Annotated in this window: 12 protein-coding genes; 5 read left to right on the top strand and 7 right to left on the bottom strand. The window is 64.8% G+C overall.

From position 1 onward, the window contains the following. Positions 1 to 26: 26 nt before the first annotated feature. A complete protein-coding gene (locus DB30_RS36335) occupies positions 27 to 5,588 on the top strand; it encodes an AAA family ATPase (RefSeq protein WP_052557923.1) in 5,562 nt (1,853 codons plus the stop codon). Positions 5,589 to 5,927: 339 nt separating this feature from the next. On the opposite strand, the gene DB30_RS36330 is transcribed toward DB30_RS36335, so the two are convergent. The 4 genes from DB30_RS36330 to DB30_RS43290 form a co-directional block, all read right to left on the bottom strand. Continuing rightward, the gene (locus DB30_RS36330; protein WP_052557921.1) at positions 5,928 to 8,069 is read right to left on the bottom strand and encodes a lipoxygenase family protein; all 2,142 of its coding nucleotides are present in this window, start codon (positions 8,067 to 8,069) and stop codon (positions 5,928 to 5,930) included. A gap of 170 nt (positions 8,070 to 8,239) precedes the next feature. Beyond that, positions 8,240 to 8,809 carry a hypothetical protein gene (locus DB30_RS36325; protein WP_052557919.1) on the bottom strand — a complete coding sequence of 190 codons (570 nt, stop codon included), beginning with the start codon at positions 8,807 to 8,809 and terminating at the stop codon, positions 8,240 to 8,242. A 145-nt stretch (positions 8,810 to 8,954) separates the two neighbouring features. Next, positions 8,955 to 9,773, bottom strand: coding sequence for a hypothetical protein (locus tag DB30_RS36320; protein WP_052557917.1), 819 nt, complete (start codon positions 9,771 to 9,773; stop codon positions 8,955 to 8,957). 1 nt (position 9,774) lies between these two features. Beyond that, on the bottom strand, positions 9,775 to 10,527 hold the full coding sequence (locus DB30_RS43290) for a transposase (RefSeq protein ID WP_420870697.1): 753 nt from the start codon (positions 10,525 to 10,527) through the stop codon (positions 9,775 to 9,777). A 140-nt stretch (positions 10,528 to 10,667) separates the two neighbouring features. Here DB30_RS43290 and DB30_RS36310 point away from each other — a divergent pair, with 140 nt between their 5' ends. The 3 genes from DB30_RS36310 (at position 10,668) to DB30_RS36300 (ending at position 12,603) form a co-directional block, all read left to right on the top strand. Beyond that, the gene (locus DB30_RS36310; RefSeq protein WP_052557913.1) at positions 10,668 to 11,012 is read left to right on the top strand and encodes a hypothetical protein; all 345 of its coding nucleotides are present in this window, start codon (positions 10,668 to 10,670) and stop codon (positions 11,010 to 11,012) included. Then, positions 10,961 to 11,497, top strand: a complete 537-nt coding sequence (locus DB30_RS43285; RefSeq protein WP_165704103.1) for a transposase — start codon at positions 10,961 to 10,963, stop codon at positions 11,495 to 11,497. Before DB30_RS36310 ends, DB30_RS43285 begins: the two co-directional genes overlap by 52 nt. Before the next feature lie 542 nt (positions 11,498 to 12,039). Continuing rightward, the gene (locus DB30_RS36300) at positions 12,040 to 12,603 is read left to right on the top strand and encodes a hypothetical protein (protein ID WP_165704102.1); all 564 of its coding nucleotides are present in this window, start codon (positions 12,040 to 12,042) and stop codon (positions 12,601 to 12,603) included. Positions 12,604 to 13,032: 429 nt separating this feature from the next. Here the strand turns inward: DB30_RS36300 and DB30_RS36295 are convergent, their stop codons facing one another. The 3 genes from DB30_RS36295 to DB30_RS36285 all read right to left on the bottom strand — a co-directional run bounded on the left by DB30_RS36295 (position 13,033) and on the right by DB30_RS36285 (position 15,999). Then, on the bottom strand, positions 13,033 to 13,716 hold the full coding sequence (locus tag DB30_RS36295) for a transposase (RefSeq protein ID WP_165704101.1): 684 nt from the start codon (positions 13,714 to 13,716) through the stop codon (positions 13,033 to 13,035). A 474-nt stretch (positions 13,717 to 14,190) separates the two neighbouring features. Next, positions 14,191 to 14,862, bottom strand: a complete 672-nt coding sequence (locus DB30_RS36290; RefSeq protein ID WP_146662216.1) for a hypothetical protein — start codon at positions 14,860 to 14,862, stop codon at positions 14,191 to 14,193. A 393-nt stretch (positions 14,863 to 15,255) separates the two neighbouring features. Continuing rightward, positions 15,256 to 15,999, bottom strand: a complete 744-nt coding sequence (locus DB30_RS36285; protein ID WP_052557905.1) for a matrixin family metalloprotease — start codon at positions 15,997 to 15,999, stop codon at positions 15,256 to 15,258. A 503-nt stretch (positions 16,000 to 16,502) separates the two neighbouring features. Between DB30_RS36285 and DB30_RS36275 the strand changes: the two genes are divergently transcribed. Continuing rightward, positions 16,503 to 17,911 (top strand): DUF4215 domain-containing protein (locus tag DB30_RS36275; RefSeq protein ID WP_338082227.1); only part of this gene is annotated, 1,409 nt, incomplete at its 3' end.

The raw sequence follows: 17,911 nt of genomic DNA, 5'->3' as shown, positions 1-17,911 counted from the left end.
GCGGCTTCGAGTGGAATGGCACCCCGATGACGACCCTTCAGCAATTTCGCACCTACGAAAAGCTTCATGAGAGCAACTCGTCTGTCGTGTATCGCGCCCACGACAGCGCGCGCGGGATCCCCGTCATTCTCAAGGTGCTCAAGAGCGACACCCCCAATTCCAGTGATTCCATTCGCTATCAACAAGAGTTCGAGATCACGAGTAGCCTGACATGTGCCGGCGTGATCCGGGCAAACGAGTACATCGTCGACGGTGGTGTTCACGCGATCACGCTCGAAGACTTTGGCGCCGAGTCGCTCGCCGTCCTGCGCAAGCAGGCGAATTTTCCCCCGTTGGAGGCCGTGAAGATCATCCATGCCGTGGCGACGACGCTCGGGGAGGTCCATCGACAAGGCATCATTCACAAAGACATCAACCCGAGCAACATCGTCTACAACCAGCGAACGAGGTTGACCAAGCTCATCGACTTTGGCATCTCGTCCCGAATCCCCCGCCACCGCATCGACATGGTCAGCCCGCTGCGGCTCGAGGGTACCCTGGCCTATATGTCGCCGGAGCAGACGGGGCGAATGAACCGTCACATCGACCACCGGGCCGACCTCTATTCGCTCGGCGCGACGCTCTATGAGCTGCTGTGCGCCAGGCCGCCGTTCACCGAGCAAGACCCGATCCTGCTGATCCATCGCCATATCGCCCATCCTCCGACCCGGCCGCTCGACCTCGTCCCCGGGCTTCCGCCGATGCTCTCGCGGCTCGTCGAGCGGCTGCTGGAGAAGTGCGCCGAAGATCGCTACGCGAGCGCGTGGGGGGTCGCTGCCGATCTCGAGCTGTGCATCGCGCAGCTCGAGACCGGGCGCCACGCCAACTTCGACCTCGGCGCCCGCGACACCACGGGGCAGCTCGAGATCCCGCAGAAGCTATACGGTCGCGAGTCCGAACGTCAGCGCCTCCTCGACGTGTTCCACCTGGCCAAGCAGGGAACCTCCCAGGTCATCTTCGTCTCGGGCAACGCCGGGATTGGCAAGACCTCGCTGGTCCAGGAGATTCACAAGCCCGTGACCCTGGCCAACGGCTTCTACGCCTCGGGGAAGTTCGACCAGCTCCAGACCATCCCCTACGCCGCCTTCGCGCAGGCCCTCGGCGATCTCGTTCGGCAGCTGCTCTCGACCAGCAACGAGGAGCTCGAGCGGTGGCGGCACGAGCTGCTCCGGGTGCTGCGGCAGGACGCGCAGGTCATGATCGAGTTCCTCCCCGATCTCGTCACCGTGCTCGGGCCTCAGCCGCCGGCCCAGCGCCTCGGGCCGGTCGAGACCAACGTCCGCTTCCACCGGCTCCTCGTCGCCTTTCTGCGGGCGTTCAGCACCAAGGACCACCCCTTGGTGTTCTTCCTCGACGACATCCAGTGGGCGGATCAGCTGTCGTTCTCGATCATCGACAGCATCCTCGGCGAGGGCTCGATCGAACACCTGACGCTGATCTGCTCGTTCCGCGACACCAACCTCACCCAGCAAGGTCCGATCTCCGAGCTCAGGGAGTCGCTGGTCGAGGCCGGCGTCAGCGTGCACAGCCTCAGCTTGGCCGAGCTCGACGAGGTCGAGATCACGGCCATGATCGAAGACACCTTCAGCCTGCCCAGCGCCCAAGCGCGGGAGCTCGCGGTGCTGACCAAGACCAAGACCGGGGGCACCCCTTTCTTCATCGGGCAGATCTTGCACGCGCTGCACGACGAGGGCGCGATCACCTATCAGCAGGGCGATCACGGCGCGCTCGGGAGCTGGACCTGGGATCCTGCCAGGCTCGACATGGCGGGGTTCACCGACAACGTCGTCGACCTCATGATCGAGAAGCTCAAGCGGCTGCCGCCCGCGGCTCAGGTTTGCCTCCAGCTCGCGGCCAGCCTTGGCAACCGCTTCGACCTGATGACCTTGAGCATCATCCGCGAAGACTCGCTCGCGCGGGTCGCCGCTGCGATCGAGCTCGCCAGCGCGGCGGGCCACGTAACCCCAACCTCCGAGCTCATCGCCGCGCCGGACCAGGACGGCAGCACCAAGCTCATTCGCAATCAGCACCGCTTCCTCCACGACCGCATTCAACAGGCCGCCTACGCGCTGATCCCAGTCGAGGACAGGGCGCCGCTCCACGCTCGAATCGCGAGGCTGCTCATCAGCACGCAGGACCCAGAGGCCCGGCTGTTCGAGATCGTCGACCATCTGCACCGCGGCACCGAGCCCACCAGCCTCGACGCACGGGTCGCTTTCCTCGACCTGACCCTTCGCGCCGTGACCAAGGCGATGCAGGCGACGGCCTTCGAGGCCGCCCGCGGCTACGCAAACCGAGCGATGACGCTGCTCGACCCCGACGTCTGGTCGAGCCGTCACGACCTCGCCATCGCCATCTCGACCGCCTGCGTCGAGCTCGAGTCGATCGCGGGTCACCACGAGCTCGCCGAGACGCTCGCCCAGGCCGCCCTCACGCGCGCGGTCGAGCCGCTGGACCGCGCGCGAATCTACATGCTGCTGGTCATGCAGCGGGCCACCTTGTATCGCCCACGGGAGGCCCTCGAGATCGGGCTCCGCGCCCTGTCCGAGCTTGGCGTCGAACTCGCCAGCGACCAAGCGGAGATCGAGGCCACGCTGCTGCGAGACCGCGACGAGATTGACGCATACATCGCAGACCGCGGGATCGAGTCATTGGTGGATCTCGACCTCTGCCACGATCCCGTCGAGGCGATCAAGCTCGACATGCTCTCGACGTTGACCACTCCCGCCTATCAGGTCAACCCGCCGCTGATGGGCATCATGACGACGCACATCATCAAGATGTCCATTCGCCACGGCAACCGGCCCGACTCGATCGTGGGCTACTCCGGCTACGGCATCCTGCTTGGCGCGCTGTTTCAGGAATTCGAGGCCGGCGACGCGTTCAGCAGGATCTCGCTCGCGCTCGCCGAGAAGCTGGACGATCGCCGGCTGCGGTGCATGGCGACCCATGTCCACATCTCGCATATCTCGCACTGGGTGCGGGGCTTCGATCATGACATCCCCCTCGTCCGCCGTGCGGTTCAGCAAGGCCATGAGGTCGCCGAGCGCCCCTACACCGGCTACATGGTCGCTGCCCACGTCTGGAACCGACTCGCCCGAGGTGAGCCGCTCGAGACGCTCATCCCGCTGTGTGACGAGTCCCTCGAGCGCGTGACGAGCATGAGCAACACGCTTGGCCGGCTCATGTCCGTTGGCGCGCGGCTGATCCTCGCCAACCTCCAGGGGGAGTCGGCGTCGAGCAGGGAGTTCGCCCACGCCGCGCTCCGCGAGGAGCAGCTCCTCGCGGAGATCGAACGCAACGACGCCCCGATCGCCGCCTTTTTGTTCCAGATCTACAAGGCCCAGAGCCTGTTCATGCACGAGGACTACGACGAGGCCGACCGCATCTCGACGCAGATGGCGTCGCTGCTCGGCGCTGTGCCCGGTCTCGTCGTCAGCATCGACTATCGATTTTACAGTGCGCTCGGCCGCGCGCGTGCCCTTGGCCTCGCCGAGCCTGCGCAGCGCGACGAGCTGCAGCAGGCCCTCGACGAACACCTTCGCGCCTTGGGCTCCGCCGCCACGGCTTGCCCCACCAACGCAATGCACAAGTTCGTCCTCGCTCGGGCCGAGGCCGCTCGCGCCCGGGGCGACGCTTTGGCTGCCATCGATGACTACGACGAAGCGGTCGAGCTCGCGGCCAGGCATGGCTTCGTCCACATCGAAGCCCTCGCAAACCACCTCGCCGGCCGCTTTTGGCACGAGCGCGGGAAGGCGCGGATCGGCGCGGCGTACTTGCTCGACGCGCACGCCTGCTACCGGCGCTGGGGAGCGACCCGCATCGCCGAGTTCGTGGCCTCGAAGTATGGTGGCCGGTTCTCCAGCCACAATTGGCCGACGAGCTCGTTCGCTACCACCTCGACGGTCACGACCACCAGCACCGGGCAGCTCGGCGCGTCGCTCGACGTGCGCTCGCTCGTCGAGGCCTCGCGCGCGCTGGCCTCGGAGTCGAGCGTCGACGCCTTGTTGTTGAAGGTGATGGAGCTGAGCTTGCTCAACGCGGGCGCCGAGCAGGGGGCGCTCGTGCTCGAGCGAAACGGTCAGCTGCTCGTCAAGGCCCGCGGCGTGTGCGTGCCCGATACCAAGATCGAATTGCTGTCGATGGACATGGCCGAGTTCCGGCATGCCAGCCACGCCATGGTCAACTATGTTGGAAGGAGTGGCGAGACCCTGGTCCTCGACCGTGCGATGAGCGAGGGCCAGTTCGTCCACGATCCCTACGTGATCGCAAACCAGTGTAAGTCGGTGCTGTGCATGCCCCTCGTCAACCAGGGCTCGCTGATCGCCGTCGTGTTCATGGAGAACCCGAGGGTGTTCGGCGCTTTCGCGGGCGAGCGGATCGGACTCTTGCAGCTGCTCTTGACCCCCGCGGCCGTCGCCATCGAGAACGCGCTCCTGAAGGGCTCGAGCGATGGCTTCGAGTACCAGGTCGGTGGGAGCCTCGCCTCCGCGGCCCAGAGCTACGTCAGCCGGCGGGCCGATACCGAGCTCCTCGAGGCTCTCACGGACGGCGAGTTTTGCTTCGTCCTTTCGCCGCGACAGATGGGGAAGTCCAGCATGCGCGTGCGAGCCATGCAGAAGCTGCGCGAGCTGAGCCACAGCTGCGTATCCATCGACCTCACGATGATCGGCGGAAAGGGTGTGACCGAGGAGCAGTGGTATGCGGGGATCGCCAGCATGATCATTCAGGGGCTCGAGCTGAAGAGCGCCGTGAACCTGCGAAAATGGTGGGTCGACACGCGCCACCTCTCACCGGTCCAGCGCTTCGTCGAGTTGCTCGACACCGAAGTCCTCGACCGCGTCACACGGAACATCACCCTGTTCCTCGACGAGATCGACAGCATGCTCTCGCTTGGCTTCGACGGTGACAACTTCTTCGCGATGATGCGCGCGTGCATCAATCGTCGGGCCGACGATCCCCGATACGGGCGCCTCAATTTTGTCTTGCTTGGGGTCGCCAGCCCCTCGACGCTGGTTCGGGACACGAGGCGCACCCCCTTCAACATCGGCCGCGGTATCTACTTGGGGCACTTCCGCCTGCTCGAGTGCAAGGCGCTGATGGCTGGGCTCGCTAGCAAGGGCAACACCGAGGCGATCGTCAAGATCGTGCTCGCTTGGACCGATGGTCAGCCGTTCCTCACCCAGAAAATCTGCAACATCCTGCGCGAGCTCGAGACCGTGCCAGCGCTCGGGCAGGAGTTGGAGTGGGTGAGCCACGCGGTCCAGGCCCGGGTGCTGGATCGCTGGGAGGATCGCGATGAGCCGGTTCACCTGCGCGCGATCCAAGCGCGCGTTCGTCACTCTCCGCGCCGCGCGGAACTCCTGCGGCTGTACGAGGCGGTCCTTCACCGACGAGACGACGCTGAGCCCGGTGGCTCGCTCGAGGCTGAATTGCTCCTCTCGGGGCTTGTCGTCCGTGAGCCGAGGGGGCTACGGGTCGCGTGTCGGATCTACGAGAAGGTCTTTGACGCGCAGTGGATCGAGCGCCTGAGCGCCCCACCCGCCTAGCAGCCCGTGGTGCAATGCCTCGCGCCGCCTCGCTTGGCCTTTTCGCCGAGGGCTTTGTCGCCAAAACTTGCAGTGGGCCCACCACAGCGGCGTTTTGGCTTCGCGCCCTCGACGAAAATTCCGGCGCGAGGCGACACGATGCATTGCACCACGGGCTGCTAGAGCGCCGATCAGTTTGGAGTCGTGAATTCAAACTGATTGGCGCTCTAGTCTAGTACGAGCCGACAGGCGAGCGTTTGGGGTGAGCGAAGGGGGCTCCGCCGCCGAAGCGAGGGGGCTTTTGAAAGCCCCCTTGAAGACATAGTAGGCCGAGTCAAGCGCGCAGCGCTTGATTCGGGACTAGATCGAGATGCTGTTGGGCACGCGCGAGGGCAGCTGAAACAGATAGGGAATCGGGCGCCAGCGATTGCGATCGCGGATCTTCAGCTCGGCCAAGAGCAACTCCGAGCTCATCTCGATCGCGGCTTGATCCGCGCGCAGGTCCACGAAGTAGGGCTCGCGCGGGTTGGTGTCATACACTCCAAGGGTGTCGTACTGCACGTTGCTGAGCAGGTAGGTGAATGAGACCTGGTAGAGCCCGATCTCCAGTGGCGGCATCCACTTGATTGGATCTTCGTCCGGGCTGTCGGCGGTTGGGGGCGGCTGGCTCGCAATGCCAGACACGCTCGGACCATAGGACATCATTGGGTATTGAGCGTAATTGAGCGACGCGTGCAAGGGCCCGGCTATGTAGATAATATGCGTGATCACGTCGACGAGGTAGTTGATCGACTGGATCTGGTATTCGGGGGCTTCGTCGCTCCCAACGTTGACCAACCCATCCATCCCACGCACGAAAGCGCGGTCTGGAGCGGTCATCTCCGTGACCCATGCCTGGAGCTCGTAGTCATCGAGGAGGTCTTGCTCGCTCGTGTAGTAGAGCCCCACGTACTTCTCCACAAAGCGATGGATGGCCTCCCAGAGCAACAAGGTATCGTCACGAAAGGGGAAGTCAGGCAACGAGTTCGCGGTCACGGCCCGCCGCGCGAACAGCTGCTTGGGCATCTGCTCGTCGAACCGCCACTCGAGGTGCGCGTTTCGGACCATGGTCATGCTCCCCTCGATCGTCGGGGCGAGGTTCGCCTCGATCACGCCACCCGGTACGACGAGACTGTCCAACGCGTCGCTGTTGATGGCCAGGGTAAACCTGAAGTGGGGGATCAAGAGGACGAGCAGGGGGTGGTTCAGCGAGAACTGACGATGCGCGGCCAGGATCATCGGCTCGATCATGAGGTGGCAAGACCCGAGGTGTGCGACGGTCTCGTGCTCGATCGCGCAAGCGCTCTGGACGAAGTACTTGGCGACCTCCCACTTGTTGCCGTGCTTTGGGGTGAAGATCGGCGCGCTCCGAGGATCGGGCGTCTGCTCCAGCTGAATGGCGACGGGCTGCATGACGCCCTGAACGCCCTCACTCAGCGGCGGGTACCCGGGCGGTGGTTGGCGGTTCCAGTAAAACAAAGCAATCGGCGCGCCATGGTAGCGCTGTTGGCCAAACACGACGTTCGAGGGCACGCCCTCGAGCAGCTTGTAGTCGACGACGTAGAGCAGGTTGGCGGTGGCCGCCTGCTGCAGGGTGAGGCTGCTGTCTCCGATGACGCTCTGGAAGAGCCCGTCCGTGATCGGGAATTTCTGCTGGAGTTCGGCCAGGCTCACACCGCCTTGGGTCCCGCCGCCCGCGGTCACCCCCCGCAGCATTGTGGTATTGTAGCCGCCGATCTGCTGGTACCCAAAGAACCAGTCTTGCTGCCAGGGGTGCTCGTCTGGCCCGAGCTTCATCCACGCCTGTGGCTCGACGAGCACAGTCTGAGGTCGAGCCAGGGTCTGGAACAAGCTGAGGTACTCTGCGTAGGACTGAGGCGTGAAGAGCTGCGACCGGTTCTCGGGGCTGATCAGGTCATAGAGGCCAAAGCGAAGGAACGCGGCCCCCCCTTGAAGCTCCATTGCATGGAATGTTCGCTTGATCCCACTGAGCACCGCCGCGAAGTCACCTGGCAGCTTCGCCAGGCCCAACAGCGCGTGCTCGACCCCGTCGATGATGCTGCCAGCCGAGCGCAGCAGCGCGCGGACATCCTCCATCTCTTCGACCACATGCACCCCAAACTTCTTGTCCTCGAAGGCGGCCAGCATCGTGCGGAACTCGGACAGTCCTGCGCCAATGCCTGCGTTCAGTTCATCGGCCACCTCTTTGGAGATGAAGTCCTCGACCACGGCGATGAAGTTGTCGACCAATGCATGAAACACGCCAAGAATCTTCTCGTCGTAGGCCGCAGAGAAGCTCTCGCCCTTGGGGACATCGGCCGAGATCGGCATGGGATCGAGGTTTGGGTAGCTCGTCGTGTAATTGTAGCTCGTTCGAGCTACGCGAACCTGGAAGGCTCGCTCGAGCTTGTCCGCCTTCGAGTTGGTCTGTGGGAGCGATGGCAGGGGTTTGAGCTTGTCCATTTCTTGCTTTCGTAGAGGTTTTGGATGTGGCATTGCCATGGCACGGCGGCGCTATGTTCATCTTCGAGCCTTCGGCCATGGCCGCGGAAAGTATAGGTATTAAAGGTCGAGATTCCCACTGGTTTTCACCGGCGGTTCGAACTCTTCGGCCAGCGCGAATGGCGCGACATTTATATTTGCCGGTGTCGCGGTGTTCGGGACAATGGCGGGCGGGGCCGGGGCCGGGGTGGGGCCTCGACCCGAACGCCGCGCTCAAAGCGGATCTCGCGGGTTCGCACGCACGAGTCCCCCGTCACGCCCAAGCGGGCGAGTTGGTCGTGATGCCGGTCATGTGGCGAGCTCGAGTTCGAGCTGGCCCTCCAGACCGGCCGCATGTCGCCGCTCGCTCCCATCTTCCGGGCATCTGGCACCGCACAAAGATCGCCCGCCAGCACCACGCCCACGCGGTCGAGCGGCGGAATTTCCTGGCACTGCGCCAGCGTGTGCAGCTCCTCGGCAACCGCCTCACCGAGCAGCGGCAGGGCCGTGTCCTCGGGCGCGTGGCGATCAGGCAAGGCACGACCCTGCAGATCCGCGGTGACGATCATAGCCTCGAGCGAGGCCGGGCGCTCGTCGACGCGTCCCCGCAAGAAGGGTAGTCGTTGCCGACGACGAGATTCGGCCGGCACGGCATCAAAGAATTCCAGCTCGTGGAAGCTCGATGCGAGCGAGAGCCCGAGCGCGACGGCTCCGATTCTCATCGCGGTCTGGCCGGGGATCAGGACCGCAATGTGGCGAGTCGTTGGTCGTGACGTCTACCTGCACGCGTCGAGGGCTTCGCCCATCGTGCCTCGGCAGGCGCATGTCCGAGCGTGCGCCCGACGTCGCGTCATCGGTGACGCGTTCTCAGCCGCGCTTCATGAAGCCGTAGCCGTTGTTGATCAGCGGCATCACCTGCCCCCTCCAGTAGCGTTCGACCTGCACGCCCGCCGGCAGACACCGACCGATTACATCATCGATCCGAAGTCGGAGGTGTTCGGACTCGACCTTGTCGAGGCACGTCCGCAGCTTCAGCCCGGGCGTCCGCCCCAGCGTGAGAAGCCGCGCACGAACGGCTGTTTCCGCTTGGGCGCGCTCGTTGTCGTCGCTAGCGAGGTCGATGAGCTCGTCGATGTCGTCGGCGCTGAGGTAGAGCGTCAGCGATTCGATCCGAACAAGCGCCTCGTGGCGAATCTGCTCGAGATCGTTCCAGTTGATCCACAGCGAGCGAAGCCGCGAGAGCATCAACTCCGAAGGCTCCCAGCCGTCGAGCTCGATGTAGCCCTCGAAGAACACCAGCTCCTCCAGCTGCGGTAGCTCGTCCAGCCAGAGGAGGCCGCCATCGCGGGGATTGATCCCACAGTAGTTGGTGAACGCGACTCGCCTGAGGCTCGGATGTCCCGCCAAGGCGCTGAGATCGTAGAGCAGCGTGGTGCCGTAGAGGACCAGCTGCTCGAGCTTGGGAAACAGGGCAAGGAACGGCGCGGACTCGTACGAGCCCTCGTCGAAGAAGGTCACCGCCTGGAGGTGATCGACGATCGACGGGTCTGCTCGCAGCGCGCGCTCGACCTCCGGCCAGAGTTCATTGACGCTCTCATTCGTCAGCTCGAACTCGCCGAGCCGCCACCGCCCCGACTTCAAGTGCAGCTCTTGGGTCCTGCTGAGCGCCGCCAATAGATCATTCATGTCATATCACTCCGCGTCGTGGTTCGAGGGATGGCGCCCAGAAGCGACCATCGCCCTGGCGGGTCCGAGCGTCACGGCGAGAAGCTACATCTTCGTGGTCTTCTTGGGAAGCTCGGGCAAAGTACACCGAGCGCAGCGGGGAAGCGTCCAAACGACTCGCCACGGCCCACGAAACGGTTTCACTCGAATGCGAGCGACGCGGACGCCATCGTTGCGTGGGGGCTGACAATCCAGTTTTCTCGTGACGGTGGAGAGCTCCGCTGGCGTGTACTCGCAAACCGGGCGGCGCCTCTTCGGGTTCGACGTCGCCGTCGCCAGTCACAGCCTCGTCGGGTTGAACGGTTGGTTCCTTCTTGCAAGCCGGCGCGCCGGGTGCGGGCGTCGTCTCGACACCTGCGGGAGGAATCGCGTCACCGTCGAACGCGAGTCGCAGCTGCACCGGCTCGGGCTGCGTGGGCGCAGGACCTGGGACCACCTCGTTGCGAGCTTTGGCTCGCGCCGCGAGCACGCCGTGGTAGCGGATGGTGTTGAAGCGCGGCGGCGGGATCAGTGCGACCAGGCGCGCGATGAAGTCCAGTGGGTCGAGCACGACGGCGTGCGCACCGTTGCGCCAAACATTTTTGAAGCGGACCACGACCTGCCCCGATCCGGTCACTGCCAAGCGCTCTTGGCAGACGGGTGGCCGTGCCATGTATCGGCACAGTCGCTCGAGGCGCTTGCGCTCGCGGCCATCGATCGCTGGCCCAACGTGCACGTGCACTCCGCCGACCTCGGCCAAAGACTCGTCGGGCGAGACGAGCTCGCGCACTGGGTGAACGAGCTTGCGAGTCTGCTCGCCTGGCGATGCTCCCAGCAGCTGGCGGTCACCAGCCGACGCGCCGTAGCAATTCGCCAATGCAGGTTGCTCGTCGGCGAGAAGCCGACGAGCTCACCGGCCCCGTGCTGGAGGTGCTCCCAAAGCCGCTCGCGGAGGGCCGCAGCGAAGCTGTGTTGGCGGCAGTCAAGGCCTCGGTTGTGCGCAATGAACAACTCGAGCGCCTGATCGCCTCACTCGGTCGGCGGAGCATGAAGGCCAACGAGGGCGTTAACTCGACGCAGCTGCGGTTGCTCCTCGACGCGCTGAGCGAGCAGACCGACAATTGCTGGGCGACGCACCTGGGCAGCAGACGCGCAAGCTCGCGCACGCGGTGCGAGACGTCACCCAGCCCAACAACGCGCTCGCCGAAGCTGGTGGCGTGAACGTGCACGCGGGTGCGGCCGTGCCCAGCCGCGATCGCCAACGGCTCGAGCGATTGTGTCGCTACGTCGCACGACCACCGCTCGCCCAAGAGCGCCTCGAACTCACCGTCGATGGTCGCTGCCGGTACAACTTTCGGCACGCGTGGAAGAATGGTGTGCACGCCGTCTTGCTCGCTCCGCTGGACCTCATCGCGCGGCTGTGTGCCCAGATCACGCCACCAAGGTTCCACATGTTGCGCTACCACGGCGTGCTCGCGGCTCACGCCAACGCTCGGCCGGAGGTCGTGCCAGGGCCCGAACCCAAGCGCGCTGAGCCGACGCAGATGCCGTTGCCGTTCGCGGTCTGTCCGACAGCGGTGCCGCCGAGGAGGAGTCCCGGTTCGGGTGCACCGTCGCCGTCTTTCGTACTTGCGCCTCCACAATGTGCACAGGCGCGCCCTCCGACCCTCGAAGCCGCCCGCGAGGCGTGTCAACTACCTTTCTAGACAAATCCGGGTGAGAGCGTTGTTGAGTAACCCTCTCTGAGCGCGCCGTGCCCGCCGGTTGACAGCGGGTTTGGGCGTGCTTTGTTGGTTGCACGACATGCTGATGCGGTAGCTAACGAGTCTTTCCTCAACACCGAGTACGAACTGAGGGTGAAACATTATGGACGCACACGCAGGTAATGTGACACAGTACATTGTTGGACAGGGCGGCACCGAGTATGACTGCTCGGTTGCTCTGACGCCGCTTAGTGGAAAGTGGGAGGACCGGTTCTTCTTGCGCCGCTCCGATACTTCATACCATCAATACCACGATCTTATCTTGGTGGCGCTAGCGAATAACCTGAGTCTTCGTATCTGGCATGGCCAGACCGCTGGTGATAGCCGGAAGGTCATTCAGCATATGAGCATCTATCATGACTGACCTGAAATTGCCCACTAGGCCCGAAGCGCATCGAGGCAGTGTTGGGACCGAGTTTGCAGCCGCCAGGAGCAGCGCTGACTCCTGTGTGGGTCACACACTGCAGCGCCGGGAATATTGTCCGATGAGCAGGCACCCAATAGTTGCGTCCGCGTGCAGCCTTAACCGCCGCCCCCTTGATAGCGAGCATGACAGCGTCGTCAAAACGGGGGTGTGGCTTAAGACGCAGCAGGAATCGAAAGGCAACACACGCGCCAAAGGCCGAGTGGATGTTGTGGTGACGGATGTGCACTACACGTTCACCGTTCACGTATGGACGAGGGTTAAGGGCCACTTGCAAACTGGCCACGGCACGGCAACCTACATCATGTTTGGGGAGAACAACACGGTCATCTCAACACTCCGGGCGTCGGAGTACGCATCGACGGATCTGTTTGCCACGTCGGACGAGGACCATAACCACAAGCAAAAGCGGATCCTCAAGTCCTACTTCGATGAGAGTGTTGTCGCTGAGTTGCTGGTGGTCAATGCTCGCCAGGTCAGTTGGGCACCTACGGATTGGCCCGACACGCTGAAGTGGCTGTTCCAGGCCGGCGGTCAGATCCTCATCGACTATCTGCTTGATTCTTACGGAGCGGGACCGGGAGTCCATTCAGGGCCAAATTTCATCCTCAGGGTCTTGAAGTAGCCCCGCATCAGCGGCGTAGAGGACATCCAAACGGTGGTCTGGCGACGAGAGACGGTGGTCGGGGCAGCGCGAAACACACATCTGTGCCGGGCGAGCCAAGCTTCGGTCTCCGGGCCCGAACGAGCGACCCGCGAGAGCGATGGCCATGAGCAACTTTGCGCGCGTTTCACGTGGTCGAGATCACGGTTCGAGACACGGCGAAGCCAACGCCACCTGTTGGGATCGCGGCGCTCAGGCTGCGAACTTCAGCTTGAGCTGGCCAGAGAGCGGCGGCCTCGGCCGTGGTGGTGGCCTCGGCCCGAGGCTAACGGTGGCGAGGACTTGGGCGATCGCGTCGCGTTTTGTTGGCGATCTCGACCAGCTTCATCGAGCTGCGACACGCGGGCAAACCATGATGTCGAGCGCGAACACTCGCTGCAGCAGCCACGCCTATGGGGGACGGCTCTGGGGCTTCGTGCCGGGTACGAACTCGGTCGCTTCGCTATCAAACAACAACTCGCGCTGCGTCGGCTCGACCGGCTCGGTTGCGGGACCCGGAACGACCTCGCGGCGCAGCTTGGCATGAGCCGCGAGTACGCCGTGGTAGCGAAGCATGTGGAAGCGTGGCGGTGGGACCACCGCATGTGTGCCGTCTTTCCAAGCGCGCTTGAACCTGTACAACAGACGCTGACGGTCGGGCGCGAGCTCGAGGCGATCCTGTGCCACGGGCGGTCGCGCGACGTACCGGCACAGCCGCTCGAGCCGGCGACGATCATGTCCAAGGAAGGCTGCGTCTGTTTTCAGCTCTGGCAGGATCACCTGGCTCGCGTGCACGTTGACGCCACCAATATCGGCGAGCGCCTCACCAGGAGCAGGGACCTCGCAGACCGGATGCGCGAGCTTGCGAGTCCGCTGGCCTGCCGCGGCACCCAGCAGCTGGCGGTCACTGACCGAAGCGCCGTAGCAAGCGGCGAGCGCCGGCTGGTCGAGCGCGAGCTCGTCAGTGGCGTCGTCGAGGTCGTCGAGCGAACGACCATGCCGCTCGCCCACGCGGACGAGTCGCTGGTGTGTCCAGGGGGCGACGTCGGCGACTTGCTCGGGGCTGGGGCTGGAGAGGGCGTGAAAGCGCAGCACGCCGGGGATCCCGAGACCAAGAAAAACGCCGGTGAGCGGTGAGGAACTATTAGCGGCGGTCCAAGGGGTCGCCGAGGTGAGCAAGATGCGCACAGCGTGCGTGGTCAGGGCAAGATGCGCACAGCGTGGTCTGGGGGGCGCTGGCGCCGAGGCCATGTTTCAGACGTTCTGGCGGTAGGCGGATAGGTAGCGGCCTTGCTCACGCGTGGCCCGAGTCTCCTTCACGCAACCGTTGCCGATGCACGGGACGTTGGGATCACTGGCACATCCCACAGGCATGCACGCCATCATAGGTGGCGTCCGCTCGGGTGCGGGGGTCGGTCGTCATGGTGGTTGTTTCTGTGGTTTGTCGCGGCGTGGACATCAGTGCACACGAGATGGAGTACGTGTCCACCAGTATGTCGAACTCGAGCAGTGCGGCGCTCCGCGTGCTTCAAGCAGCGAACTTCAGCTCGAGCTTGATTTGAGCCGCCATCACTCGAGCTCAGCCGGCGCCGAGACCATCGCCTCGACCGCCGCGCGCTCGCCTGCGTGCAGCTCCCCGCCGCGCGACAGGTGGTCGAAGACCAACGAGCCCATCAGCACCATCATGCCGTCGCGGGCGCTCATGTCGGCTTTGGTGAGGAGGCCGTGCTTTTCGAGCCCGCAGCCTTCGTAGATCGCCACGCCGCGTTGGTCGGGGGCAATCGTAGCCAGCGACTGCATGAGTTTGCGGCCGTCGCCACACATGTGGTCTAGCATCGACATGCTCTCGCTGAGGGCTTTGGCCAGCAGTTGCGCGCGCATCTCGGGGGGAGTGTTCTGGAGGGCCTCTAGGCCTTCAATGAAGGGATCGGGCAGCCGGTCGCGCTCCGTCTCGGCCAGGCCCACCGCCGCCAGCACTGGGCGGGCGTGTGCGTCCGCGGATTTGAGCGCTTCACCTAGCTCGCTCGCCGCCTTCGCGTCGACCTCCGGCATCTCGAGGTCGGCCTTTGGCTTCGCTTCGGCTTCGCCCGTCGCCGCGCTCGCCGGAGCTTTTTCTTTGGACTTGTCGCAGGCAACCACGGGGGCAACGAGGGTGATGACGAGGGCCAGTGGGAAACGGCTCACGGGGGGACTATCGCACACCTGGGGCGGACTCGCACAAGCGCGGCCGCTCAGGAGCAAGATGAGCGATGACTGCCAGGATGCGACCAGGCGCGCGATGAAGAACGACGAGGTTTCCCGCTGTTCAGGGTCACACGCAAAGCGCGTGCGTGGCTGCGCCCCTCCGACTCGAGGCCGGCGATCTTCTCCACGACCCCGTCACTGGTCTTGGCGATGTAGCGATCGTCGGACGCTCAGCTGCCGCCGTGCTCGCGCTCGCAGCAGTACGCCCCAATGTTGTCGGCGGACACGCCATCGAGGCTCGAGAACTCACCGCCGATCATCAGGCAGGTCCGCTCGCTGATGCCCTCGACGTCCCCGAAGCCCGTGCGATCGAGGATGAACGCGCTCGCTATCTCAACGTAGATTCGCCTCGAACTCGTCCGTCACGAACTTGGGCAGCCGGGTCGGCGCTCAGTCGAACTCGGGCCGCGCAGGCGGCAGCTCGCCGAGCCAGCCGATCTTTCGCAGGCACCGCTCGCACAGGTGCGTCTCGCGGTCGATCGTCACCACGCTCCCTTGCGCGTCCTCCATCAGGCAGCCCAGCGTTGGACAGTGCGGCAGGCCGAGGGTGTGCCCGAGCTCGTGAATGGCGACCCGCGCCAGGCGCTCGTCCGCGGGCACCTCAGCTAGCTTCTTGCGCACGCGAAAGCTCGACACCACGCAGCTCTTGCCCGGCACCCGGCCCAGCCCGAGGATCCCCCAGTCTTCGTGCTCGCCCTTGGTCGTGGAGATGTCTTTGTGGGTGATGCCGACGATGCGGTCGCAGTCATCCGGGAGCCAAGCATCGAGGTGATCGAGCAGCGTGTCCGCCCGGTAGCGGCGGCGGGGCTGGTAGAAGGCGTCGTCCGGTAGCGGGCGGTGGGGACCGATGCGCAGCTCCACGCCGTAGGTGGTCTCGAGGGCTTCGCGGACGATCTGCGTGGTCTTGGCCGAGACGTCGCCGAGCGGCTGGAGGTAGACGCAGTCGATGTTGCGAAGGTGGCCCTGATCAGAAGGGGCGCTGAGGTCGGGGGCCGGCGGCGGGGGCTCTGGCAGCGCTTCGACGGGCGGACGCGAGGGGACTGCCGTGATGGTCTCGGGGGCGCGAGGTGGTTGGTCTTCGCCTGGGTTGCAGCCAGTCGACAACACGAACGCCCACGCCAGTCGCCATCGCACCCATCGACTCTATGCGCTCCGGCGTGGGTGGCGTCAACATTTACCCGGGCCCGGCGATCGATGGTCGAGATCGTCGCCGGCTCGAGCGGCTGTGCAGGTACGTCGCGCGGCCGCCCGTGGCACACGAGCGGCTCGAGCTAGCGACCGACCGTCAGCGTGCAGCAGTCTCAGCGGTCGCCGTGGCGCTCGGCCTCCGATGGGAGTGTGTCGCCGAGCCCGACGGTTTCATGACCGCAAGCGCCTCGTTGCCGACCCGCAACGCTGCGAGACGGGATCGCCTTCGAGTCCGCCGAAAATTCTCGGGCCGGTGCGCAACATGCGAAGGGGGGATCACCGTGACGATTCAGATCATTCTCGACCCAAAGCGTCCGAAACCCCTGGGCATCGCCGGTACATTGGGGTTGGCGGCGCTCGACCCCGGAGAGTGTACCGGGTCACGCAGATGCTTTCGCCCTGGCGCTTTTGGCCGCTGCTGATCACCCGATGAGCTAGGCTCCGCGGCCATGACACATCTCAAAATTTCGACCCTGTTGACGGCCCTCGCGCTCGCTGTGACTGGTTGCAGCGACGACGTCGCGAGCTCGCCATGCGAAGACGAAGACGGCGAGGGATGCAGCGAGACTACAGGAGGAACGACGGACGAAACGACGGACGAAACGACGGACGACCCGACAGACGATCCGACCGATCCCCCACCGAGCTGCGGTGACGGTGTCGTGGATGAGGGCGAGGAGTGCGACGATGGCGAAGAGTCGGAGCAATGCAACGCCGACTGCACGAGCGCCGCCTGCGGTGACGGCATCATCAACGCGAGCGCAGGCGAGAGCTGCGACGACGGCGGGGAGTCGGCCGAGTGCAACGACGACTGCACGGCCGCCGCCTGCGGCGACGGCATCATCAACGCGAGCGCCGAAGAAGAGTGCGACGACATGGGCGAGTCGCAAAGCTGCGACGCCGACTGTACGGCGGTCTCGTGCGGCGACAGCACGACCAACGCCGCCGCGGGCGAAGCGTGCGACGACGGCGGGGAGTCGGCCGAGTGCAACGACGACTGCACGGCGGCCGCCTGCGGTGACGGCATCATCAACGCCAGCGCGGGCGAGGTCTGCGACGACAGCAACGTCGACGAGTTCGACGGCTGCAGCGCGAACTGCCAGTCCGATGAGAGCTGCGGCAACCTGTACCTCGACCTCAGCACCGGCGAGACCTGCGATGACGGCAACGAGATGGCGGGCGACGGCTGCGACGCGTGCGCGGCCGAGCCCTTCCAGGTGTGCTCGAGCGAGGTCCCCGTCGACATCATCGACAACATGACCGTGATGTCCATGATCGAGCCGCCCTTCCCCTACCTCGTCACCGACGTCGACCTCGCCATCGACATCACACACAGCTCGCTCGATGACCTGGACGTCGAGGTGACGCACGGGGCGACCACGGTGCTGATCGCAGACAACTTCGACAACCAGATGGGCCCCGGCAACGCCTGCACCGGCGACGACATGTTCGCCATCCTCGACGACGACGCGAACATCTCCCTCGAGGCGGCGTGCGTCGAGCCGGGCCCGCCCGCCATCGACGGCCGCTACGCTCCCGCCGAGAGCCTGTCGGCCTTCAACAACGCCGACGTCTCGGGCTCATGGACCCTCTCGATCAGCGACGCCAACGAGGGTGAGCTCGGCGCGCTCGACCGTTGGTGCCTCAACCTCAACGGCTTCGGCGTCGAGCCGAGCCGGCTGTACTGGGCCACCACGAACTCCTCAGTGTGGAGCGTGGAGGTGGACGGCGCCAACCCGACGGAGGTTGTCGGCGGCCTGCAGTTCAACTTCGTGGTCGCCACGGATCCGGCCAACGGACACATCTACTACGATCATGGCGCCACCATCACCCGGTCGGACGCCGACGGGGCCAACCC

Source organism: Enhygromyxa salina (assembly GCF_000737335.2).
In the GTDB taxonomy this organism is placed as follows: domain Bacteria; phylum Myxococcota_A; class Polyangia; order Nannocystales; family Nannocystaceae; genus Plesiocystis; species Plesiocystis salina_C.
Note: the sequence above shows the minus strand (reverse complement) of the source record. Positions and strands in the feature narration are given on the sequence as shown.

Coding starts and splice junctions, on each gene's coding strand:
- DB30_RS36335 (WP_052557923.1), top strand. CDS start 27: ATGACGACCCTTCAGCAATTTCGCACCTACGAAAAGCTTCATGAGAGC.
- DB30_RS36330 (WP_052557921.1), bottom strand. CDS start 8,069: ATGGACAAGCTCAAACCCCTGCCATCGCTCCCACAGACCAACTCGAAG.
- DB30_RS36325 (WP_052557919.1), bottom strand. CDS start 8,809: ATGAGAATCGGAGCCGTCGCGCTCGGGCTCTCGCTCGCATCGAGCTTC.
- DB30_RS36320 (WP_052557917.1), bottom strand. CDS start 9,773: ATGAATGATCTATTGGCGGCGCTCAGCAGGACCCAAGAGCTGCACTTG.
- DB30_RS36310 (WP_052557913.1), top strand. CDS start 10,668: ATGCAGGTTGCTCGTCGGCGAGAAGCCGACGAGCTCACCGGCCCCGTG.
- DB30_RS36300 (WP_165704102.1), top strand. CDS start 12,040: ATGAGCAGGCACCCAATAGTTGCGTCCGCGTGCAGCCTTAACCGCCGC.